This is a genomic window from Gilliamella sp. Pas-s25 (genome assembly GCF_009795885.1).
In the GTDB taxonomy this organism is placed as follows: Bacteria; Pseudomonadota; Gammaproteobacteria; order Enterobacterales; family Orbaceae; genus Gilliamella.
Genome location: NZ_WTEV01000003.1, coordinates 104,415 through 128,622, shown reverse-complemented (window position 1 = coordinate 128,622; position 24,208 = coordinate 104,415). Strand labels below are relative to the sequence as shown.

The following is a 24,208-nucleotide window of genomic DNA, read 5'->3' as shown; positions in this document are numbered from 1 at the left end:
TATTAAAATCACGCAATTGGGAAGATCCCACCAAAAATCATTGCACCTAAAATTGCACCACCAGTGATAGGCTTTTTCCATACATAAAAGATAAGCGCACCAAGTAATGAGCCAATACCAATTGGAATTGAGGCAACCATCGCCGATAAAATAATCATTGGTCCTAAAAATCTTCCCGATGCATTACCCGCCCCCATCATGACATCAGCCCCAAATGTTGAGCCACCGCCACTATTTAGCGTAAATTTACGAATAATAATGATAATAAACCCAATCAATACACCTAAAACAAGACCGGTTACCAACGCAGCAAAAAAGTTTTCAACAGGTAATGTGTAACCGCCCGCTAAAAGCAATGCAGGAACGCCTAAACCAATACCAGTTTGTAAGGCACCACCAATATCTAATATACCGACTAACGACCCTTCAATGACTCGAGCAAATAAAAAGCTCGCCCCAAAAGCAGCCACTGCACCATAATCGCCTGTTGTCATTCCTGATTTAAGCATGGCGACAAAAGCGATTTCATTAAATGCACCAATACCATAAACATAAAAAGTATGCGTCCCAGCAAAAATCCCAGCAGATAATAATCCACAGATAATAGGGAATGACCAATCGGCATACCAAAAGCTCTTATTAATGGTTGTTTCTGTATTCATAACATGTTCCCTATACTATTTAAACCAATAAGATAGACCATCTCTAAAAGAGTTAATCATCTTCATATCAAAGCCACGGAAATATCCGCTCATGACAAATAAGATAATAACGGCAACCAACATGATCTTCATCACACGATTCCAACCACTATCATCCACACCTTTACCTATCAAAATACCTAATACAAGTCCTGGTACAGCATTCCCCATAATTAACTGTGCAAGCCCGCCAAATAGTGTTCCCCAAAAGCCACTTCTTCGCCCAGCGTCTAACGCAGCTAACCAAAAGATAACCGGCATGACAGTTGCTACAAGTAAATTGGCAGCAGGAACAAGTACTTTAGTTGCTGTAATCTTCAACGAATCGGGGATTGCTGAAGTTGTGGTATTTAAAAATAGCACAACAAGTACACCAACAATTGTGCACACAAATGCCATTTTTTTCGGATCATGTAACGTTTCGGTAATATTACGATTTTTTACCATCAGTAACGCTGCCCCCCAATTTGGAATGATACGATGATCAACATCTTGAGTAAAAGAGCCAGCGGCAACAGATGAAGCCCAAGCATTAAAGAAAAATCCGAGGCCAAAAGAAAAATGTGCAGCAGGATCCCCTTCGCAAGAATTAAGCTCACCTAATGTGCGAAATGCTCCCATACCTTGATACGTTGGCGCGTGAAACATTCGAGCCGCCCCAGCACCAACGCTAAAACCACAAAGTCCACCGATAATAATAGACTTGAATGCAATAATTAAAATTTCCATAACTTCCCTTTTACGTTATGTTATTTAGTGGTAAATTCAATGTCACTTAAATCAACAAAAGTTACATTAACAGATACATCAAGCGTGATTTCATAAAAAGTCTTTTTTCTTGGTAAAAAAACAAACAAAAAACGCTCTATGGTTGTCTTTTCTATTGCTGATACAACTTGAATATCAATCGGTTCAATGCGCAACATAATATTATTGGTATTTTTCAATACTTGTTTTTGAACCTGACTTAAAGCGATAGCAAATGCTTGTTGCTTAGCATTACCATGACCTTTTACTCTGACAAGTATCTGCTCTTTTTTCATGCTGATTTTCCGCTTATGAACGTGGATATTTTTTCAAAAATGCTTTTGCGATACGTTGTCCTAGCTCTTTTGTGTCCATAAAGCCAAAACCGAGAACTTTACATCCTTCATTGATAGCTGTTTCGCCCTCTTCAATTGATCGCATACCATGGCGTTGTAGGTAGCCATATTTATTTTGTGCCGTAATAGCACCTGCTCCACCACTACCGCAAAAAGAAAGTCCTAAATCAGCTTTTTCGCTGTTCATTACATCGCCTAATTTCATATCTGCAGCCATACCGGGAATGACAATTGCACGACACCCCTCTACAGAATTAATACCTTCTGCAATTTTTTGCCCTTTTCCCATTCTATCGCCAATAACAATGACTACTTCAGCCATAATATTTCTCCTATTTAATTTTCATTTTAGAATGTCTAGTATTTGTTTTAGTTTGCCTTAGCGACTTCATAATGCACCGCTAATAAATAAGCCTCTTCCATTGGTAATTTATTGAATAATTGTACCGTTCTACGTGCTAACGATAATGATTCTTCTGAAAGCTCATCAAAAAGTGTTGGATCGACTTCGGGAAGCCTTTCTAAGTTTTTTGCTCTTTCCACCATAGCTTTAACGTGGGAATACAACATCGCCTTTTGGATATCATTTTGAAAAATTTGACATTCAGATAACCAATCATTAATTATTTCAATAGTTTGATTTGTAACTAATTCTGGATCAAGATTATCTTCGATCATTCGGAATTTTATTTGGTTCATAATCTATGTACATATTATTGTTTTAGGATGATTTAAGCCTAAATGAAATGAGAATCAATTTGGATAGAGACTTTTTCCATCAACAACAGGAAATTTGTTATAAAGATAGGAAAGTGCAGTAATAGACAGGCTTTGTTATTCTTAAATTAATAATTTACAAATTTAATTTATGTTCAATTTTGTGATTTAGATCATAAAATAAGCTAAAGTTAGCTTTCCACTTAAAAGTACGCATAGCCTAAGATTGACTGGGAAAATCTATTTATCCTTTAATTAAAAGCTCTAAAAATCAGCAAAAATTCAAATAAAATCAATAACTTTTCTGAGTGTTTTTTAGTCGTTAATATTTAACTAGATGTTGTGATAGGATTAATTGTATTACCAACTACCGGATGCCCCCCCACCTCCGCTGCGGCCGCCTCCACCACCGCTAAAGCCACCAGATCCTCCACCGAAGCCACCACCTGACCCACCAAAACCGCCACCACCGCGACCACCTCTAGCAGTTAAAATGCCGCTTATCATGGTGCTGACAACGAAAGCTAAAAATAACAGAGGTAATGCGATATGTACTGGGTAACCTTGCCATAAAGTAAATCCACCAATAGACAGTCCGTTGAGTAAACCTGTTCCTAAACTTCGTTTGGCACTGACTTTGGTGATAAATAGACTGGTTAGTAAGAAACAGATAAAAAATGATACTAGTCCATAGTTAATTAGTTTGGAACCAAAGTCCCCCGCCAATAAAGTATTGAGATTTTGGCCCTGAGTATCATCATCTTTTGGGTTAGAATTATCAATTTTTTGTTTCAGTACCAACAATGCATTGTCAATACCTTGATAATAGTTATTTTTCTGAAACTGTGGAGCTAATTGTTCGCGAATAATATGGCTAGCAACTAAATCGGTAATGGTTCCTTCAAATCCATAACCAACTTCAATGCGCATACGTTTGTCATCTTTTACTATTAGTAATAAGATACCATTATCTTGTCCTTTTTCACCGATTTTCCATTGAATAAAGACTCTATCTGCATATTGTTCTATGGTTTCATTATCAAGCTTAGCGATCATTAAAACCGCTATTTGTTTCCCGTCTGTCTGTGATTTTTCATAATCACTCAAATTTGCTTCAAGTGTGCTTAATTGTGACGATGTTAATGTATTAGTCGTGTCAATCACTCGATGTTTGAATGCGGGAATATCAGTTAGCCCATAACTGAGCCAACTAATTATGAACAATATGCTACATAGAAAATATTTTTTCACGATAATAATTATCCAAAATTCACTGCGGGAGGATTAGACATTTGCTTTTCATCATCAACCGTAAATTGCTGTTTTGGTTGTTTTCCTAAGCTATCAGCAATCCATTTAGTCGGTAACTTACGGATATAGATATTAAATGTTTGCACCGCTTCGATATATCGCCCGCGCGCAACAGTAATGCGATTTTCAGTACCTTCAAGCTGACTCATTAAATCTTGATAAAGGGTGTTGGCTTTCAGTTCTGGATAGTTTTCACTTACTGCGATTAAGCGACTTAATGCTGAACTCAATTCTGATTGTGCTTGTTGGAATTTTGAGAATGTAGCAGGGTTAGTTAGCTGATCAGCATTAATCTGAATCGATCCGACTTTTGCTCTAGCTTCAGTTACTTGGATTAAAACTTCTTTTTCATGTGTGGTATAACCTTTTACGGTATTGACTAAATTAGGGACTAAATCAGCTCTACGCTTGTATTGATTGAGTACTTCAGACCATGCGGCCACTACTTTTTCGTCCTTTGTTTGGATACCATTGTAACTTGTAAAATAGATAAACGCCCCAATAACAACTAACACTACAATGATTAATAACGATTTGATTTTCATCCGTACGCCTGAAATTGTTGTTTATTTTACGAACAGTTTAAGAAAAGGGGAATGTTCCTGTCAAGAAATATAAAAACCTTTACACTCTTGTGCTTGGCTATATTTTATTAACTAGAAGCCAGTCAGAAAAGACATTGATTTTATTTAATTTTTTATTTTGACATTTTAAAATAAAATCACTATTTATATAATAAATCCGACGTTTACTGCTAGATTTTAGGCACATTTGTTATTGTCATATCGGCGTCCAAATCAATTTATTATTGCTCACAAAATTTCGTTGGACTGACTGAATAAATGATAAATAGCTAAATTAGCTTTTTTGCATTTATGTCAAACTTGATATCTGAATTTATTATAATATAACGTCAAAACACTCTAATTGTGCCGACTCAAAATAAATATCACTGTTATTTGGTCGGTTATTCGTATTACGGTGGGTATGCTTAAAGTGTTCAGAATTAACCCAAGCTTCAAAATCAGCTTTAGATTGCCACTCAGTAAATGAAGAAAATAGTGTATAATTTTCTTCTGTTTTTCCTTGTAAAAAGTAAAAACGGTTAAACCCTTTCATTTCTTTCAGATGGCTATCACGATTTCGCCATATTTCAATAAATGTATCTTCGCGACCCCGTTTAATCTTAAAACGGTTCATTACAATGTACACACCAATCTCCTTTTATAGTTAAAAAAAATAGCACGCCATGCGTGCTATTTGTAAATTACACCGAATGAGACTATTGATTCTCTTCAGCAGAGTTTAACAATTCAGCTAAATTAGCGGTTGCTTCTTCTGCTGAAATTGTTGTTTGAATCTCATCAGTTGATGGCATTGCGCGTTTACGTAAACGTTCTTTATGGTAAGCATACCCCGTACCTGCTGGAATTAATCGACCAACAATTACGTTTTCTTTTAAGCCACGTAATTCGTCATTTTTACCCGCCACCGCAGCTTCGGTTAAAACGCGAGTCGTTTCTTGGAACGAAGCGGCAGAAATAAATGATTCAGTTGTTAGTGATGCTTTAGTAATACCAAGTAAATCGTGTAAATAAACAATTGGTTCTTTATTTTGCGCTTCAAGTTCACGGTTGATAATCTTCAAGCGTGAAACTTCAAGTTGTTCACCTTCAAGTAGACGAGAGCCACCTGGATGAATAACCGTTGCTTTACGTAACATTTGGCGTACGATAACTTCAATGTGTTTATCATTAATTTTTACACCTTGTAGACGATAAACTTCTTGAACTTCGTTAACAATATAACGTGTTACCGCATTAACGCCACGTAGACGTAAAATATCATGCGCAGATTCAGGACCATCAGAAATCACATCACCACGGCCAACTTGTTCGCCTTCAAATACGTTAAGTTGACGCCATTTTGGAATCATCTCTTCATATGGTTCACTACCATCTAATGGCGTGATAATTAAGCGACGTTTACCTTTTGTTTCTTTACCGAATGAAATGATACCATCAATTTCAGCCAAGATAGCTGGTTCTTTTGGTTTACGTGCTTCAAATAAGTCAGCAACACGCGGTAAACCACCGGTGATATCTTTAGTACCTACAGATGCTTGTGGAATACGAGCAAGTGTATCACCAATATTGATTTCAGCGCCATCTTCCAACTGTACTAATGCTTTACCAGGTAAAAAGTATTGCGCAAGCATTTCTGTGCCAGCAAGATAGATATCATCACCTTTAGCATCAACAATTTTGATGGCTGGACGTAAATCTTTACCAACACCAGTACGTTCTGCTACATCTAGTATCGCAATAGATGATAAACCTGTTAATTCATCGGTTTGACGCGTAATTGTTTGACCATCAACCATATCCACAAAACGGACAAAACCTTTAGTTTCAGAGATAACTGGCATAGTATGTGGATCCCAGTTAGCCACTGTTTCACCCGCATTAACTGCAACACCATTACCTTTACTTAAAATCGAACCATAAGGCACTTTATAGGTTTCTTTCATTCGACCTAAGTCATCAATAATGGTTAATTCAGCATTACGCGAAGTAATTACTAGTTTCTTATCTGGGTTAGTTACAAATTTAGCATTAGTTAATTTAATACTACCTTTGTTTTTAACTTGAACACTTGATTCAGCCGCCGCTCGCGATGCCGCACCACCAATATGGAACGTACGCATGGTTAACTGTGTACCTGGCTCACCGATTGATTGCGCCGCAATAACACCGATTGCTTCACCTTTATTGACCAAGTGACCACGTGCTAAGTCACGACCATAACATTTTGCACACACACCAAAATCAGTATCACACGAAACCACTGAACGCACTTTAACGCTATCAACAGATTCCGCTTCAAGTAAGTCACATTTACTTTCATCAAGTAATGTGTTACGTGGGATTAAGATATCCGCACTGCCTGGTTTTAATACATCTTCAGCCGTAACTCGACCTAATACTCGTTCACGAAGTGGCTCTTTAACATCACCGCCTTCAATAACAGGTGTCATTACCACGCCTTCTAAGGTGCCACAGTCATCTTCAATGACCACTAAATCTTGTGCCACATCAACTAAACGTCGAGTTAAGTAACCTGAGTTCGCTGTTTTTAATGCGGTATCAGCAAGACCTTTACGCGCACCATGCGTAGAGATAAAGTACTGAAGTACGTTTAAGCCTTCACGGAAGTTTGCAGTGATAGGCGTTTCAATAATCGAACCATCTGGTTTTGCCATCAAACCACGCATACCAGCAAGCTGACGAATCTGTGCTGCAGAACCACGCGCACCAGAGTCGGCCATCATGTAAATACTATTGAAAGAAGATTGAACTTCTTCCTCACCGTCACGGTTAGTTACTTTTTCAGTTGATAAGTTATCCATCATCGCTTTAGCAACCCGTTCATTAGCGGCAGCCCAAATATCGATAACTTTGTTATAACGTTCACCTGCAGTTACTAAACCAGATTGGAATTGCTCTTGAATTTCAGCAACTTCGATTTCAGCTTCGTTGATTATTTGTGATTTCTTCGCTGGAATTTCCATATCATCAATACCAACTGATACACCTGAACGTGCCGCATAAGCAAATCCAGTGTACATGATTTGGTCAGCTAAAATAACTGTATCTTTCATGCCTAACTGGCGATAACAGATATTTAAAATTTTAGAGATCGCCTTTTTACCCAAAGGTTGATTGATAACAGAGAAGCTCATCCCTTTTGGCATAATTAACCATAAAATTGCACGACCAACTGTTGTATCAACCACCGAGGTAGTATCTTCCCACTCACCTACACTATTACGTTGGCTTTCAGTAATACGGACTTTAACCTTAGCATGTAATTCAACTAGACCTAAACGATATAGCTTTTCAGCTTCTTTAGGACCGGTTAATATCATGCCTTCACCTTTGGCATTGACTTTATCACGAGTCATATAGTAAAGACCTAAAACCACGTCCTGTGAAGGAACGATGATAGGCTCACCACTTGCCGGTGAAAGAATATTGTTAGTTGACATCATTAACGCACGTGCTTCTAATTGTGCTTCTAACGTTAATGGAACGTGAACCGCCATTTGGTCACCATCGAAGTCAGCATTAAATGCCGCACAAACTAATGGATGTAATTGAATTGCTTTACCTTCAATTAGAATCGGCTCAAATGCTTGAATACCTAATCTATGTAATGTTGGCGCACGGTTTAGTAATACTGGATGTTCACGAATAACTTCATCTAAGATATCCCATACAATTGCATCTTCACGCTCAACCATTTTCTTCGCTGCTTTAATGGTTGTTGCATAACCGCGACGCTCTAATTTACCGTAAATAAATGGTTTGAATAATTCAAGGGCCATCTTCTTCGGTAAACCACACTGATGCAAATGTAAGTATGGACCTACAGTAATTACAGAACGACCAGAATAGTCAACACGTTTACCTAATAAGTTTTGACGGAAACGACCTTGCTTACCTTTAATCATATCAGCAAGTGACTTCAATGGACGTTTGTTTGAACCTGTAATTGCACGACCACGACGACCATTATCTAATAATGCATCGACCGATTCTTGTAACATACGTTTTTCATTACGTACAATGATATCCGGCGCAGCCAAGTCTAATAAACGTTTTAAACGGTTATTACGGTTAATAACTCGACGATAAAGATCATTGAGATCTGATGTTGCAAAACGTCCGCCATCAAGTGGCACTAATGGGCGTAAATCTGGTGGCAACACAGGTAATACGTTTAAAATCATCCATTCAGGTTTGTTTTCTGATTGAATAAATGCTTCAATAATCTTAATACGCTTGGTCAGTTTTTTACGCTTAGTTTCAGAATTAGTGGTTGATAGTTCATCACGTAGTGCTTCACATTCCGCTTGCACATCAATATTACGTAATAACTCTTGGATAGCCTCTGCCCCCATGCGAGCATCAAATTCGTCACCAAACTCTTCTAACGCATCTAAATATTGTTCTTCAGTTAAAATCTGACCACGCTCAAGATTGGTCATACCACCATCAAGAACCATAAATGATTCAAAATAAAGCACTCGTTCAATATCACGAAGTGGCATATCAAGTAATAAACCAATACGAGATGGTAATGATTTTAAAAACCAGATATGGGCAGTTGGTGATGCAAGTTCAATGTGCCCCATACGTTCACGACGTACTTTAGCTTGAGTTACTTCAACTCCACATTTTTCACAAATCACACCACGGTGTTTTAAACGTTTATATTTTCCACATAAACATTCATAATCTTTTACTGGTCCAAAAATACGCGCACAAAACAATCCGTCACGCTCAGGTTTGAACGTACGATAATTGATTGTTTCAGGTTTTTTAACTTCACCAAAAGACCATGAACGAATCATATCAGGAGAAGCAAGCCCTATCTTGATAGCATCAAAATCTTCTGTTTTTGTTTGTGCTTTTAGAAACTTTAGTAAGTCTTTCACAATTGACTCCTATGGAGTTAAACCAATTAGATAACTTATTATTGCTAATAAGTTATCCCTATAAATAGAAATCATTTAAGTTAGCAAAAATTACTCTTCATCTAACTCGATATTAATGCCTAGCGAACGGATCTCTTTTAATAGTACATTAAATGATTCTGGGATCGCAGGCTCCATACGATGATCACCATCTACAATATTTTTATACATCTTAGTACGGCCGTTTACGTCATCTGATTTAACGGTTAACATTTCTTGTAAAGTATAAGCTGCACCATATGCTTCAAGTGCCCATACTTCCATCTCACCAAAACGTTGACCACCAAATTGAGCTTTACCACCCAATGGTTGTTGAGTAACCAGACTGTATGAACCAGTAGAGCGGGCATGCATTTTGTCATCAACTAAGTGATTCAATTTAAGCATGTACATATAACCTACAGTAACTGGACGTTCAAATTGTTCACCTGTACGACCGTCATACAACGTAATTTGACCAGAAGTCGGCAAATCACCCAGCTCTAATAAGGCTTTAATTTCTTGCTCTTTGGCACCATCAAACACAGGTGTTGCTAGTGGCATACCATTACGCAAGTTTTGTGCTAAATTCATGACTTCTTGATCAGTAAATTCTGCTACATTAACTTTTTGTGCAGCCCCTAAGCCAAGATCATACGCTTTTTGAATAAACTCACGTAATTTAGCTAACTCTTGCTGTTCTTTTAACATCGCATCAATTTTCTGCCCAATACCTTTAGCAGCCATACCCAAGTGAGTTTCTAGGATCTGTCCAATATTCATACGAGATGGAACACCTAGTGGATTTAATACGATATCAACAGGACGACCTTTATCATCATATGGCATATCTTCAATTGGGTTAATTTTAGAGATAACCCCTTTGTTACCATGACGACCAGCCATCTTATCACCAGGCTGAATTTGACGTTTAACCGCTAAGTAAACTTTCACTATTTTGAGCACACCTGGTTGTAAATCATCACCTTGTGTGATCTTCATGCGTTTAGCTTCAAGTTTTTTATTAAATTCAGCTTTGATCTCTTCGTGCTGTTCAGCAAGTTGTTCTAATTGAGCTTGTTTATCTTCATTTGCAATACCGATTGTTAACCATTTTTCACGTGGTAAAGCATCTAATTTATCAGCGCTGATTCCACCTGAAATTAGTACATCACGAATACGAGCAAATAATGCAGCCTCTAAGATTTTAAGTTCTTCAGTTAAATCTTTTCTTGCCTGTTTAAGTTGCATCTCTTCGATTTCAAGCGCACGTTTATCTTTTTGTACGCCATCACGAGTAAACACTTGAACATCAATAACTGTACCTGAAACACCATTAGGCACGCGCAATGAAGTATCTTTAACATCAGAGGCTTTTTCACCAAAAATTGCACGAAGTAATTTTTCTTCTGGCGTTAATTGTGTTTCACCTTTAGGTGTCACTTTACCGACCAAAATATCGCCACCTTGAACTTCAGCACCGATATAAACGATACCTGATTCATCAAGTTTAGATAGTGCAGCTTCACCCACATTTGGAATATCAGCGGTAATCTCTTCTGCGCCTAACTTTGTATCACGAGAAATACAAGATAATTCTTGAATATGAATTGATGTAAAACGGTCATCTTGTACCACTTTTTCAGAAACTAAAATAGAATCCTCAAAGTTATAACCATTCCATGGCATGAAAGCCACTCGCATGTTTTGACCTAATGCTAACTCACCTAAGTCTGTTGATGGACCATCGGCAAGCACATCGCCACGTTCAACTTTTTCGCCTAATTCTACACATGGAATTTGATTGATACATGTGTTTTGGTTAGAACGGGTATATTTAGTTAAGTTATAAATATCAATACCTGTTTCACCGGCATATATTTCATCAGCGTTAACATTAACCACTATACGTGATGCATCAACATATTGAACTGTACCACCACGGCGAGCAACGGCTGTTACACCTGAGTCAACGGCAACAGCACGTTCCATCCCAGTTCCAACAAACGGTTTTTCCGCTTTCAACGTTGGTACTGCCTGACGTTGCATGTTCGCACCCATTAAAGCACGGTTCGCATCATCATGTTCAAGGAATGGAATTAATGATGCACCAACTGATACGATTTGTTGGGTTGATACGTCCATATAATGAATTTGTTCTGGGCTATATAAGCCTGACTCACCGTTTAAGCGACAAGTCACTAATTCTTCTTTAAAACGACCATTTTCATCAAGATTTGAGTTTGCCTGAGCAATCACAAATTCACTTTCATCAATTGCTGATAAATAATTAATTTCGTCAGTTACAATACCATCAATTACTCGACGATATGGTGTTTCCAAAAATCCATACTCATTGGTACGAGCATAAACCGCTAATGAGTTAATTAAACCGATGTTTGGACCTTCAGGCGTTTCAATTGGACATACACGACCGTAATGCGTTGGATGTACGTCACGTACTTCAAACCCTGCTCGTTCACGCGTTAAACCACCTGGACCTAATGCTGAAATACGACGTTTATGCGTAATTTCAGATAATGGATTGTTTTGATCCATAAATTGAGATAGCTGGCTTGAGCCAAAAAATTCACGAATCGCTGCTGAAATTGGTTTAGCATTAATCATATCTTGTGGCATTAGTGAATCAAGATCACCTAAAGATAAGCGCTCTTTCACTGCTCGCTCAACACGAACTAAACCAATACGGAATTGGTTTTCTGCCATTTCGCCAACACTACGAATACGGCGATTACCTAAATGGTCGATATCATCGACTTCACCGTGACCGTTACGAATAGCGATTAATTTCTTCATTACCTCAACGATATCATCTTTCGTTAAAACGCTTTCGCCTTCAATATCATCACGCCCTAACGAACGGTTGAACTTCATTCGACCAACAGCAGATAAATCATAACGTTCGTCAGAGAAGAATAAATTATCAAATAATCCTTCAGCAGCTTCTTTCGTTGGTGGCTCGCCCGGACGCATCATGCGGTAAATTTCAACTAACGCACCTAGTCGATCACGCGTTGAATCAACATTTAATGTTTCAGAAATAAATGCACCATGATCTAAATCATTAGTGAATAAGGTTTCTATTTTTTTATATCCAGCATTGGTTAATTGAAGTAATAGCTCTAATGAAATCGGTGTATTAGCAAAAGCAATTACTTCGCCAGTTTCTTCGTCAACATAATTTTTAGCCAGAACTTTATTAACGATATATTCAACTGGTACATCAATTTTGCTAACTTTGTCTTTTTCTAATTCACGAATGTGACGAGCCGTAATACGTCGGCCTTTTTCAGCATAAATTTTACCTTTTGATTCAATATCAAATAGCGCTGTATCACCACGTAAACGCTCTGGAACAAGATCCATCTTTAACTTAGACTTGCTAACTTCAAAAATAGTTTTTTCAAAGAAGATATCTAAAATTTCTTCTGTTTCATAACCTAACGCACGCAAAATAATTGTTGCAGGAAGTTTACGACGACGGTCAATACGAGCAAAAAGATTATCTTTTGGATCAAATTCAAAATCAAGCCAAGAGCCACGATAAGGAATAATCCGAGCATTATATAAAACTTTACCAGAAGAGTGTGTTTTACCTTTATCACTATCAAAGAACACACCTGGACTACGATGTAATTGTGATACGATTACACGTTCTGTACCGTTGATCACAAATGTACCATTGTCTGTCATTAAAGGGATTTCGCCCATGTAGACGTCTTGCTCTTTAATATCTTTAACTGTTCCTTCTGGCGCATCTTTATCATAAATAACTAAACGTAATTTTACGCGCAATGGTGCTGAGTAAGTGATCCCTCTAATTTGACATTCTTTAACATCAAACACAGGTTCGCCCATTTTAAAGCTCACATATTGTAACTCAGCGTTACCACTATAACTTTTTATTGGAAATATTGAACGGAATGCAGCTTCTAAGCCATATTGTCCTTCTGGATCTTGTTCAATAAATTTCTGGAACGAATCAAGTTGAATAGAAAGAAGATACGGTATATCCAAGACTTGTGGACGCTTACCAAAATTCTTACGAATTCGTTTTTTCTCGGTATAAGAGTAAACCATTAGTTCCTCAACTTGCTTATCTGCTATTATAGCATGATTAAATATTCATCAGGCGTACTATCGCTAACTGATGGCACCTGACACCTCATCGAAAATATCTATAAATATCAATTGATTAGGCTTAATAAATATACTATTTCTATATTACTTTTATTGATAATCTTCAAATAAAATTCTTTAACTTATTATAGCGCAAAAAGGCTGGAGGTATAAAACCCCCAGCCATTTATCGTATTATCGATAAACTTATTTAAGTTCGACAACTGCACCAGATTCTTCAAGTGCCTTTTTAAGTTCTTCAGCATCAGCTTTGCTAACGCCTTCTTTAACTGTAGCTGGAGCTGATTCAACAAGATCTTTAGCTTCTTTTAAGCCTAAACCTGTTGCACCACGAACAGCTTTGATAACAGCTACTTTATTAGCACCAACATCTTTTAAGATTACATCAAATTCAGTTTTTTCTTCTGCTGCTTCAGCAGGACCTGCTGCTGCAACTGCAACTGCTGCCGCTGCAGAAACGCCAAATTTTTCTTCCATCATTGATACAAGTTCAACAACGTCCATAACAGACATTTCAGCAACTGCATCTAAAATTTGTTCTTTAGTGATAGACATAATATAGTTTCCTAAATTTACATTTTTTTAATTGATAATATTCATAATCAAACTGACAATTAAGCAGCTTCTTTTTGATCACGAACCGCTGCAAGAGTGCGAACCAATTTGCCAGCTGCGGCTTCTTTCATGGTTGACATCAAGCGAGCTAATGCTTCTTCATAAGTAGGTAATGTTGCTAAGCGATCAATGTTCGCTGCAGTAATTAACTCACCTTCAAAGGCTGCGGCTTTAATCTCAAATTTGTCATTTTCTTTCGCAAACGCCTTAAAAAGACGCGCTGCAGCACCTGGGTGCTCATTTGAAAATGCAATTAGAGTTGGACCTACAAACGTATCTTTTAAACACTCGTATTGAGTACCCTCAACAATACGGCGTAATAGCGTATTACGAACAACACGCATATAAACACCCGCTTCACGAGCAGATTTACGTAATGCAGTCATTTTTTCTACAGTTACGCCACGAGAATCAGCAACAACTGCAGATAGCGCACCTTTGGCGATTTCATTAACTTCAGCAACAATTTCTTGTTTATTTTGAAGATTTAGTGCCATTGGTATTGCTCCTGGATTATACTAGGCAAAAGCCTAGACTAATTTTAACTAGCTACAAATGTAACTAGCACAACCACGATGAGCAGAATCCTTCTATATATATCTTATCAGGTTCTGTCACCGTCTACGTAGGAAAATTAAGTAGTCAAATTTCAACTACACCTACGGTCTTGGACGGGGTCTGGTTAAGGCCAGACACCAACCGATTTTTTTTGTTTAACTATAAAATAATTAAACAGTTGCATTTAATGTTGCTTGATCAATTGCAACACCAGCGCCCATTGTAGTTGAAAGACTTACTTTCTTAACAAAGACACCTTTAGAAGATGCTGGTTTTGCACGTTTTAACGCAACAAGTAATGCTTCTAAATTCTCTTTAAGTTTATCTGCATCAAAATCAGCTTTACCGATAGTAGTATGGATAATACCATTTTTATCATTACGGTAACGAATTTGACCAGCTTTAGCATTTTTTACAGCTTCAGCAACGTTAGGGGTTACAGTTCCAACTTTAGGGTTTGGCATTAAACCACGCGGTCCTAAAATTTGACCTAATTGACCAACAACACGCATAGCGTCAGGTGATGCAATAACAACATCAAAATCCATTTCGCCTTTTTTGATTTGATCAGCAAGATCTTCCATACCCACTAATTCAGCACCAGCTTCTTTAGCGGCTTCTGCATTTGCTCCTTGAGTAAATACAGCAACACGTACGCTACGCCCAGTACCGTGTGGAAGCACGATTGCGCCACGAACATTTTGGTCTGATTTACGTGAATCAATACCTAAATTAACGGCAACATCAACACTTTCTGTAAATTTAGCGGTAGCAAGTTCTTTTAATAAAGCAATAGCTTCATTAATTTCATATTGCTTAGTCGCATTTACTTTTTCGCGGATAAGTTTAGCTTTCTTAGATAATTTAGCCATTGATTAACCCTCCACTTCCAAACCCATTGAACGTGCTGTTCCTTCAATAGAACGCATCATCGTTTCAATGGTAGCACCATTCATATCTGCAGCTTTTAATTCAGCGATTTCGCGAATTTGTGCACTCGTTACTTTACCAACTTTTTTCTTGTTAGGTTCGCCTGAACCAGACTTGATTTTAGCTGCTTTCTTTAATAAAACTGCAGCCGGTGGCGTTTTAGTTACGAATGTAAATGAACGGTCAGAATATACTGTAATTACAACAGGAATCGGTAAGCCTTTTTCCATGCTTTCTGTTTTTGCATTAAACGCTTTACAAAATTCCATGATATTAACACCGTGTTGACCAAGTGCTGGACCAACAGGTGGACTAGGATTTGCTGCACCAGCTGCAACTTGCAACTTGATGTAAGCTTGTACTTTTTTTGCCATTTTTCGTTTCCTTTGCTCGGGTGCAAACGCCTCTATTAATAATAACTATTAATAAATAGACAGCTCCCCTAAGTTAAATGAGGGCAAGATTATCCTATAACCCAAATAAAAAAGCAAGATCTATTTAAGAACGGATAAATTAAAAGCAAGGCAAAAACCTTGCTTTTAGTCTTAATACCAATAATATTAAAGAACGTTAACGGCGTTAAGCTCTTTAAATGCAAGTTCTAAACGAGCAACTAAAGAATCTTGACCTTTGCGCAGCCATACACGCGGATCGTAGTATTTTTTATTCGGAGCATCAGCACCTTCAGGATTACCTAATTGGCCTTGTAGATATGCCTCATTTGCTTTGTAGTAATCTAAAACACCTGCCCAGTTAGCCCATTGGGTATCTGTGTCAATATTCATTTTGATTACACCATAACTGACTGCTTCAGCAATTTCTTCCGGCGTTGAACCTGAACCACCGTGGAATACAAAGTTTAATGATTTTGCAGGTACGTTAAACTTTTCTGATACATATTTTTGTGAGTTATCTAGAATTTTTGGTGTTAATTTAACATTACCTGGTTTATAAACACCATGCACATTACCAAATGATGCCGCAATAGTAAAACGAGGACTAATGGCACTTAAACGCTCATAAGCATAAGCCACATCTTCTGGTTGAGTATAAAGCGCTGAGCTATCCATATGACTGTTGTCAACACCATCTTCCTCACCGCCAGTACATCCTAATTCTAACTCTAATGTCATTTTCATTGCTGACATACGAGCAAGATATTGACAACAAATATCGATGTTATCTTTGAGTGACTCTTCAGAAAGATCAATCATATGAGAAGAGAATAATGGTTTACCAGTTTTAGCAAAATGAGTTTCACCTGCATCAAGTAACCCATCAACCCATGGGAGTAATTTTTTTGCACAATGATCAGTATGAACAATAACAGGGACACCATATTTTTCAGCCATAAGATGAACATGTTTTGCCCCAGAAATCGCACCTAAAACAGCACATTCTTGGCCTTCTAATTTCAGACCTTTACCTGCAATAAACTGAGCGCCACCATTTGAAAATTGAACAATGGCTGGTGATCCAACCTTAGCAGCAGTTTCAATCACCGCATTGATTGTATTTGTATCAACACAGTTTACTGCTGGTAATGCAAAGTTATTATCACGAGCGATTTGGAACACTTTTTGAACATCATCACCAGTCACAACACCAGGTTTAACAACATCAGAAATCTTAGTAGCCATTTTATTACCTATAAATTTATTTTAAAAAATTAAAGGATGAGTAATTGACTCATCCTTTTACTGAACTTAAATACTACGCTTTCGCTCTCGCTTCCAACATTGCAACAGCAGGTAGCTTTTTACCTTCAACAAACTCAAGGAAGGCACCGCCACCAGTTGAAATATAAGAAATCTTGTCTTCAATACCAAATAGATCAATTGCAGCTAATGTATCACCACCACCTGCGATGGAAAAACCATCACTATCAGCAATTGCTTTGGCAACAATTTCAGTACCACGACGGAAATTAGCAAATTCAAAAACACCGACAGGACCATTCCACAAAATGGTTTTAGCATTTTTAATGATATCAGCCAATACCTCTGCTGATTTATCACCTAAATCAAGAATTTGTTCATTTTCTTTAACATCTTGAACTGATTTTTCAGTTGCAGTAGCTGTTTCGCTAAATTCAGTTGCAACACGCACATCAGTTGGGACTGGGATTTCACAGTTCGCCATTAATTTTTTAGCTTCAGGAATAAGATCTGCTTCGTAAAGCGATTTGCCTACATTATAACCTTCAGCAGCAATAAATGTGTTCGCAATTCCACCACCGACAATAATTTGGTCAGCAATTTTTGATAGCGAATCAAGCACAGTTAATTTAGTTGAAACTTTTGAACCAGCAACAATCGCCACCATTGGTCTTGCTGGATTATCTAACGCTTTACCTAATGCATCAAGTTCAGCTGCTAATAATGGACCTGCACAAGCAACTGGCGCAAATTTACCCGCACCATGTGTAGATGCCTGAGCGCGGTGAGCCGTACCAAACGCATCCATCACATAAATATCACAAAGCGCAGCATATTTTTTAGATAAAGTTTCATCATCTTTGCTTTCGCCAACATTAAAACGGACGTTTTCAAGAACAACTAATTCACCTTCTTTAACATCAACACCATCTAGGTAATCTTTTACTAAACGAACAGGGAATGACACATGCTCTTTTAAATAATCAACAACAGGTTGTAAAGAGAAATCTGGGTTATATTCTCCTTCTGTTGGTCGACCGATATGAGAGGTAACCATTACCTTAGCACCTTTTTTGATGGCATCTTCAATAGTAGGTAATGATGCTTTAATACGCGCATCGGAAGTGACCTTACCATTTTTGACCGGCACATTAAGATCTGAGCGAATGAATAAACGTTTTCCTTTTAGATCAAGATCTTGCATTCTAATAATAGACATGATACTTCCTCTTATAAAATAGAATAAAAATAAAACTTTCGATATTCTAACATAAAATTTCTTTTTAGGTTATAGGCTTTATTGGTCGAATAGTAAACATTTATTATAGAGATAAAAATTACCGATCATATTTTTTATGCAACGGCATTGACAAAAGGGAGAAAATCAGGCATATTCTGCGACCTTATTAATATGTAATTTTTATATAAACTTGGGAGTTGACTTTGGCTAATATCAAATCAGCTAAGAAACGTGCGGTTCAATCCGAAAAACGTCGTAAACATAATGCTAGTAACCGTTCAATGATGCGTACTTATATTAAAAAAGTTTACGCCGCTGTTGCAGCTGGTGATAAACAAACAGCTGAAGTAGCATTCAAAGACATGCAAGCAGTTGTTGACCGTCAAGCGGCTCGTGGCTTAATCCACAAAAATAAAGCAGCACGTCATAAAGCGAATTTAATTAAACAAATTAAAGCATTAGCTTAATAATTTTATCTGTTAACTATCATAGTTAAAGAAAATGACAAAAAGTGGTGTAAGCCACTTTTTTTATTTGTATACTAACCTTTTATGCAATGTTAATAAAATAATAGAAGAGAGTCTATTGTGGTTCAGCGTGATTATGTGAGAAAAAAGAGCCAATCCAAAAAAAATAAGTCACGAAACAAGCCTAATTTGATGATATTCTTGGCGATTATTGTCATTATTCTATTTTCCGCGATTCTCTATTTTGTTGTGAATAATGCCCCTAAAAAAAATGTTAAACCACCAAAAGCAAAAACTCAGCCTCCAGTGATAACATTACCCGAACAACCCCAAGAGCGTTGGACATATCTTAAAGAATTAGAAACGCCTAATGCAAACTATGGTTCCACATCAAGTTCAATTGCTAGAGAAAGACAACAAATCTTAGATAGCTTTGTCAATAACACTCGTACAACTACACCTTCTTCGCAAGAAAATACAGCGACGAAAAATCAGTCATCAAATGCCACATCACAAACAACACAAACTATGACTAAATGGCTACTACAATGTGGGGCATTTAAGGATAAATCCAATGCTGATACACTAAAAGCTAAACTTGCGATGACAGGCTTTAGTGGCAATATATCTTCAGGCCAATTATATCGAGTCACAGTAGGGCCATATACCAGTAAACAAGAAGCAAATAAGGTATTAAACTCATTAAATAGTAATGGGATTAATGATTGTGTTATTTCTAACTAGAAAAAAGACAATGAAAACACTTCAGCAAATACAACTTTTTACGAAAATGTTATGGACTCGTATTAACCAAGATCGTCTAACCACCTCTTCTGCAGGACTTGCTTATACGACGATACTTGCACTAGTACCACTCATTACCGTTATTTTTTCTTTATTGTCTGCGTTTCCAATGTTTAATGAAATTAGTCATTCATTAAAACAATTGATTTATAATAATCTTGTCCCTACCGCCAGTGATACTATCCAAAATTATCTAGAACAATTCATCACCAATACTAAACAAATGACATTTGTTGGCATAATAGGATTGATTGTGACCTCACTATTGCTTATCAACTCAATTAATACAGCACTTAATCATATCTGGAAAACCAAACGAAAACGTGCTTTCATGTACAATCTAACCATGTATTGGACGATACTAACCTTAGGTCCTATTTTAGTTGGATCTAGTGTGGCAGTTAGTTCTTATATCTTTTCGCTCAAATGGCTATCGACAGCAGCAACTGACAATATCCTACTTAATTGTTTGCCCTTTTTTATTTCTGTGGTTGGATTTTGGTTACTTTATAGTATCATTCCGACCGAATCTGTACCTTTTAAAGAATCGATGATTGGTGCACTTGTCGCTGCAGTATTATTTGAATTAGGTAAACGTGCGTTTGCACTGTATGTAACTTCGTTTCCAACCTATCAACTCATTTACGGAGTAGTATCTTCTATTCCTATTATGTTAGTTTGGATCTATTTGTCTTGGTGTATTGTTTTATTCGGAGCCGAATTTGCTGCCACCTTAACTGACTATAATCGACAAAAAAAACTGTTATGAATAATCCCTCTTTACCGGAGTAATTAATTTATGATCGCCTTAATTCAACGAGTAAAGCAAGCTAGCGTTACTGTAGACAATCACATTATTGGACAGATTAATCAGGGGTTGCTGATTTTACTCGGTGTGGAGCAAGACGATGACGAGCAAAAAGCGATTCGTTTATGTGAGAAGGTATTAGGCTATCGTATTTTCAGTGATAATGACGGAAAAATGAATCTAAATGTTAGCCAAGCTAACGGCGAAGTATTAGTTGTTTCTCAATTTACTCTAGCTGCCGATACCAAAAAAGGAATGCGTCCAAGTTTTACCAAAGGTGCTAAACCTGATGAAGCAAATAGGCTTTATCAGTTTTTTGTCAAGCAGTGTCAACAAAAAATAACCACTCAAACGGGTCAATTTGCCGCCGAGATGCAAGTGTCATTGGTTAATGATGGTCCAGTGACATTTTGGTTACAAGTTTAATGCTCTGGACTAAAAAGATATTCTGATAATCTGTCATAAATTATTGCAATTTTTTCAACCATTATTGGTTGGTATTTAAAAATCCTATTTATCAAGCTTGTCAGAATTGTTCAACTTTACATCATACTAATATTAGCCCCCATGTTACTATTGGCTATTAAGTTATCCGCTAAACTTATTATATTCTACAATAGTGAGATAGAAAAAGGAGCATTGGATAAATTAATCATCAATGGTCAAATTACGAGTAGTCAAATCATATGGTGTTAATTGATAAACGTAATAGTTAAGCCAATTACTAAATAACAGATAAGCATGGCTACGCCACGTTGCTTTTGGCTCAACATCGGGGTTATTATCAGGAAAATAATTATACGGGATAGCTGGATTAATACCTGCCTTCAAGTCACGAAAATATTCATTAGCTAATGTAAATGAATCATATTCAGGATGCCCTGTCACAAAAGCCATACGTTTATCAGGCGTTGCCATTAAATAAGGTCCTGTAATGTCAGATTTGGCTAAAATAGACAAATCCGTGTAATTTATAATCTTATCAATTGGAAAATCGGCATAACGGGAATGCGGCGCTAAAAAGGTATCATCAAAGCCTCGCGTTAAAATTGCATTAGGTTGAACAATTTGATGCTGATAAACACCCGATAACTTATGTGTACGAGTGAATTTAGGTAAATCATATAATACATTTAATGCTGCTTGCACCGCCCAACAAACAAACATGGTTGAAGTAACATGCTCTTTTGCCCATGTGATAATTTCAGTTAATTTAGGCCAATACACAACATCGGAAAAAGCCACTTTTCCTAGTGGAGCACCAGTTATAATTAGCCCATCAAAATTCTGTTCACGAATGTCATCAAAATCACAATAAAAACTGTTTAAATGTTCGACAGGTGTATTTTTTGACTCACGCTGATCAATACGCAATAGCTGAATATCAATTTGTAAAGATGAATTAGAAAGTAAACGTAAAAATTGATTTTCAGTCTCTATTTTTTTAGGCATGAGGTTTAGAAAAAGAAGCTTAAGTGGACGAATTTCTTGAGTATTAGCTCGTGATGAAGTCATAACAAATACATTTTCATTACGTAGCACATCAACCGCAGGTAATGAGTCAGGAATACAAATAGGCATAACAAAAGCTCCTAAAAACGATAAATTAGTTTTAACACAAAATAGACGTCTAGAAATCCATATAGCTAAATATAGTGCCTTTTAGTTTATTTGTCGAGATTTTTTATTTAACAAAATCATTATAATAATCAGATTAAAAACAGGTGCATAATCCAAAAAAAGTGATCATTACCTCACACGTTAAAATGCAAATAATAGCTAAGTTTATGAGCTAAAAAGTGCGCGTATCAGTCCGCCAGGTATCAGCAGTCAACGCCTCACCAAAGTAGCTATTTATCAATTTTTGGGTAATATCACTTAATGGTGAAGCCAATACTTCAGCAGTATTGCCAGACTCAACAAGATCGCCATTGTGCATAACTAAAATATCATCACTAATATGTTTCATCATACCAATATCTTGTGTTACATAGACATAAGAAATATTTTGTTGAGCTTGTAATGACAGCATTAAATTAACAATCTGCGAGCGCATCGAAATATCTAACGCGGCCAAAGCCTCATCAAGAATAATGACCTTGGGCTTTAAAATTAGAGCTCTTGCCAATGCTACACGTTGCTTTTGACCTGCAGCCATCACGGAAGGATAATAAGAGGCATGTTCGGGCAACAATCCAACTTGCTTTAATACACTACTAATTAGCTTTTCACGCTCATGAGCATCATAATTAGTATTATATTTAAGTGGTATTTCTAACAATTGTCCAATACGCAGCCTTGGGTCAAATGAGCTTTCAACATGCTGAAAAATCATGCGAATCAGTTGACAACGATGACTATAATCGCCATATTCAACTTTATTACCAGCAATCCAGATATCACCACTATCAGGTTTTATCATACCAACTAACATTTTAGCCAAGGTCGATTTTCCTGACCCATTCTGCCCAATAATCGCTAAAGTCTTACCTTCATTTAATGAAAATGATATTGGATTAACCGCATTAATTTGTAAATGACCAAAAAGCCCTTTAGCTATTTTAAAATGCTTTGATAAGTTACGTACTTTTAATATTGGATTCATGTTTATTCCTATTATTTATGGTAACTCATCAATATTTAACGGAAAATGGCAAGCAACAGAACGATCTTTTATCGGTAGTAATTCGGGTGCTTGAATACATTTTTTTTGTGCATAAGGACATCGTGGTCCTAATCGACAGCCTATTGGTAAATGCTCCAGTGATGGAATCACTCCGGGTAAGGTATTTAACGGACTTTTATGTGGCATTGCTTTACCAAAATCAGGGATAGCATAAATCAGCGCCTGAGTATAAGGATGATAAGGTGATTTTATTAAATCTTCGCTGTTAGCAACTTCAACGGTTTGTCCACAATACAGTACATTGATACGGTCAGTCCATCTGGTTACCATTTGCAAATCATGGCTGATAAGCAAGATAGTAGTCCCCATATTTTGATTCATACTAGCAAGCAACCTAAAAATTTGTGCTTCGGTAGTGGCTTCCATTGCATTGGTTGGTTCATCAGCAATAAGTAGCTTTGGCTGATTAGCCAAGGCAATGGCTATCATCACTTTTTGACATTCGCCTTCGGTTAATTCAAATGGATAGGACTTTAATATCTCCTTATGATTCTTAATACCTACCCGATGCAATAACTCAATCGCTCGATGTTTACGCCAAAATAATCGCTGCCACCAATGCCCTTTAAATGTTCTTCTTGGGATTGCACTGATTAACTGTTGCCCAACTTTCATAGAGGGATCTAAACAAGATTGTGGCTCTTGAAATATCATCGAGATATTGGCACTAATCACTTTTCGGCGTTGTCTAGGAGAGAGTTTAAGTAAATCAATATTATTAAAATAAATACGATCGGCTGAAATCTTCCAGTTATGATTAGTGACCCCTAAAATAGCTTTAGCGATAAGGCTTTTTCCTGAACCTGATTCACCAACCAAGCCTCGAATTTCACCTTCTGATAATTTCAAATTAACCCGATCAATTGCGCGCAAAAGACCCTCTGGCGTAATAAACTCAATGGTTAAATTTCGAATATCTAATAATGCCATA

General features: G+C 37.0%; 23 protein-coding genes. 4 read left to right on the top strand and 19 right to left on the bottom strand.

Going from position 1 to position 24,208, the window contains the following annotated elements:
- Positions 1-8: 8 nt before the first annotated feature.
- The 16 genes from GQ593_RS02675 to pgk all read right to left on the bottom strand — a co-directional run bounded on the left by GQ593_RS02675 (position 9) and on the right by pgk (position 18,491).
- Positions 9-662, bottom strand: coding sequence for a DUF4310 family protein (locus tag GQ593_RS02675; RefSeq protein WP_160403969.1), 654 nt, complete (start codon positions 660-662; stop codon positions 9-11).
- 15 nt (positions 663-677) lie between these two features.
- Positions 678-1,430 carry a DUF4311 domain-containing protein gene (locus GQ593_RS02670; protein ID WP_160430499.1) on the bottom strand — a complete coding sequence of 251 codons (753 nt, stop codon included), beginning with the start codon at positions 1,428-1,430 and terminating at the stop codon, positions 678-680.
- Between the two features lie 20 nt (positions 1,431-1,450).
- The gene (locus tag GQ593_RS02665; RefSeq protein ID WP_160403971.1) at positions 1,451-1,744 is read right to left on the bottom strand and encodes a DUF4312 family protein; all 294 of its coding nucleotides are present in this window, start codon (positions 1,742-1,744) and stop codon (positions 1,451-1,453) included.
- Positions 1,745-1,757: 13 nt separating this feature from the next.
- Positions 1,758-2,126: an SFCGS family glycine-rich protein gene (locus GQ593_RS02660; protein ID WP_160403972.1), complete on the bottom strand. Its 369-nt coding sequence runs from the start codon at positions 2,124-2,126 to the stop codon at positions 1,758-1,760.
- 47 nt (positions 2,127-2,173) lie between these two features.
- Positions 2,174-2,503 (bottom strand): PRD domain-containing protein, encoded by a 330-nt coding sequence (locus GQ593_RS02655; protein ID WP_202115351.1) that lies wholly within the window; start codon positions 2,501-2,503, stop codon positions 2,174-2,176.
- A gap of 378 nt (positions 2,504-2,881) precedes the next feature.
- Positions 2,882-3,772, bottom strand: coding sequence for a TPM domain-containing protein (locus tag GQ593_RS13580; protein WP_202115350.1), 891 nt, complete (start codon positions 3,770-3,772; stop codon positions 2,882-2,884).
- 8 nt (positions 3,773-3,780) lie between these two features.
- Positions 3,781-4,377, bottom strand: coding sequence for a LemA family protein (locus GQ593_RS02645; RefSeq protein WP_085247021.1), 597 nt, complete (start codon positions 4,375-4,377; stop codon positions 3,781-3,783).
- 355 nt (positions 4,378-4,732) lie between these two features.
- Positions 4,733-5,044 carry an antibiotic biosynthesis monooxygenase gene (locus GQ593_RS02640; RefSeq protein ID WP_160430498.1) on the bottom strand — a complete coding sequence of 104 codons (312 nt, stop codon included), beginning with the start codon at positions 5,042-5,044 and terminating at the stop codon, positions 4,733-4,735.
- 70 nt (positions 5,045-5,114) lie between these two features.
- Positions 5,115-9,332: a DNA-directed RNA polymerase subunit beta' gene (rpoC, locus tag GQ593_RS02635; RefSeq protein WP_160430497.1), complete on the bottom strand. Its 4,218-nt coding sequence runs from the start codon at positions 9,330-9,332 to the stop codon at positions 5,115-5,117.
- 90 nt (positions 9,333-9,422) lie between these two features.
- On the bottom strand, positions 9,423-13,451 hold the full coding sequence (gene rpoB / locus GQ593_RS02630) for a DNA-directed RNA polymerase subunit beta (RefSeq protein WP_160430496.1): 4,029 nt from the start codon (positions 13,449-13,451) through the stop codon (positions 9,423-9,425).
- 246 nt (positions 13,452-13,697) lie between these two features.
- Entirely contained in the window at positions 13,698-14,066 is a 369-nt protein-coding gene (gene rplL, locus GQ593_RS02625; protein WP_085247025.1) for a 50S ribosomal protein L7/L12, read from the bottom strand.
- Positions 14,067-14,125: 59 nt separating this feature from the next.
- Positions 14,126-14,623, bottom strand: a complete 498-nt coding sequence (gene rplJ / locus GQ593_RS02620; RefSeq protein ID WP_065638973.1) for a 50S ribosomal protein L10 — start codon at positions 14,621-14,623, stop codon at positions 14,126-14,128.
- Positions 14,624-14,854: 231 nt separating this feature from the next.
- On the bottom strand, positions 14,855-15,556 hold the full coding sequence (gene rplA, locus GQ593_RS02615; RefSeq protein WP_085247026.1) for a 50S ribosomal protein L1: 702 nt from the start codon (positions 15,554-15,556) through the stop codon (positions 14,855-14,857).
- Positions 15,557-15,559: 3 nt separating this feature from the next.
- Complete coding sequence (gene rplK, locus GQ593_RS02610) at positions 15,560-15,988, bottom strand: 50S ribosomal protein L11 (protein WP_034884321.1); 429 nt, start codon at positions 15,986-15,988, stop codon at positions 15,560-15,562.
- Positions 15,989-16,174: 186 nt separating this feature from the next.
- Positions 16,175-17,254 (bottom strand): class II fructose-bisphosphate aldolase, encoded by a 1,080-nt coding sequence (gene fbaA / locus GQ593_RS02605; protein WP_160430495.1) that lies wholly within the window; start codon positions 17,252-17,254, stop codon positions 16,175-16,177.
- Between the two features lie 73 nt (positions 17,255-17,327).
- Complete coding sequence (pgk, locus tag GQ593_RS02600) at positions 17,328-18,491, bottom strand: phosphoglycerate kinase (RefSeq protein WP_160430494.1); 1,164 nt, start codon at positions 18,489-18,491, stop codon at positions 17,328-17,330.
- Between the two features lie 224 nt (positions 18,492-18,715).
- On the opposite strand from pgk, the gene rpsT reads away from it, so the two are divergent.
- The 4 genes from rpsT to dtd all read left to right on the top strand — a co-directional run bounded on the left by rpsT (position 18,716) and on the right by dtd (position 21,017).
- Positions 18,716-18,979, top strand: a complete 264-nt coding sequence (gene rpsT / locus GQ593_RS02595; protein ID WP_025316521.1) for a 30S ribosomal protein S20 — start codon at positions 18,716-18,718, stop codon at positions 18,977-18,979.
- A gap of 120 nt (positions 18,980-19,099) precedes the next feature.
- The gene (locus GQ593_RS14055) at positions 19,100-19,723 is read left to right on the top strand and encodes an SPOR domain-containing protein (protein ID WP_160430493.1); all 624 of its coding nucleotides are present in this window, start codon (positions 19,100-19,102) and stop codon (positions 19,721-19,723) included.
- Between the two features lie 10 nt (positions 19,724-19,733).
- The gene (locus GQ593_RS02585) at positions 19,734-20,552 is read left to right on the top strand and encodes a virulence factor BrkB family protein (protein WP_160430492.1); all 819 of its coding nucleotides are present in this window, start codon (positions 19,734-19,736) and stop codon (positions 20,550-20,552) included.
- 30 nt (positions 20,553-20,582) lie between these two features.
- Entirely contained in the window at positions 20,583-21,017 is a 435-nt protein-coding gene (gene dtd, locus GQ593_RS02580) for a D-aminoacyl-tRNA deacylase (RefSeq protein ID WP_160430491.1), read from the top strand.
- 222 nt (positions 21,018-21,239) lie between these two features.
- Here the strand turns inward: dtd and metA are convergent, their stop codons facing one another.
- The 3 genes from metA to GQ593_RS02565 all read right to left on the bottom strand — a co-directional run bounded on the left by metA (position 21,240) and on the right by GQ593_RS02565 (position 24,207).
- Positions 21,240-22,172, bottom strand: coding sequence for a homoserine O-acetyltransferase MetA (gene metA / locus GQ593_RS02575; protein ID WP_160430490.1), 933 nt, complete (start codon positions 22,170-22,172; stop codon positions 21,240-21,242).
- A gap of 211 nt (positions 22,173-22,383) precedes the next feature.
- Complete coding sequence (locus GQ593_RS02570) at positions 22,384-23,196, bottom strand: peptide ABC transporter ATP-binding protein (protein WP_160430489.1); 813 nt, start codon at positions 23,194-23,196, stop codon at positions 22,384-22,386.
- A gap of 15 nt (positions 23,197-23,211) precedes the next feature.
- The gene (locus tag GQ593_RS02565) at positions 23,212-24,207 is read right to left on the bottom strand and encodes a peptide ABC transporter ATP-binding protein (RefSeq protein WP_160430488.1); all 996 of its coding nucleotides are present in this window, start codon (positions 24,205-24,207) and stop codon (positions 23,212-23,214) included.
- Position 24,208: the final 1 nt, after the last annotated feature.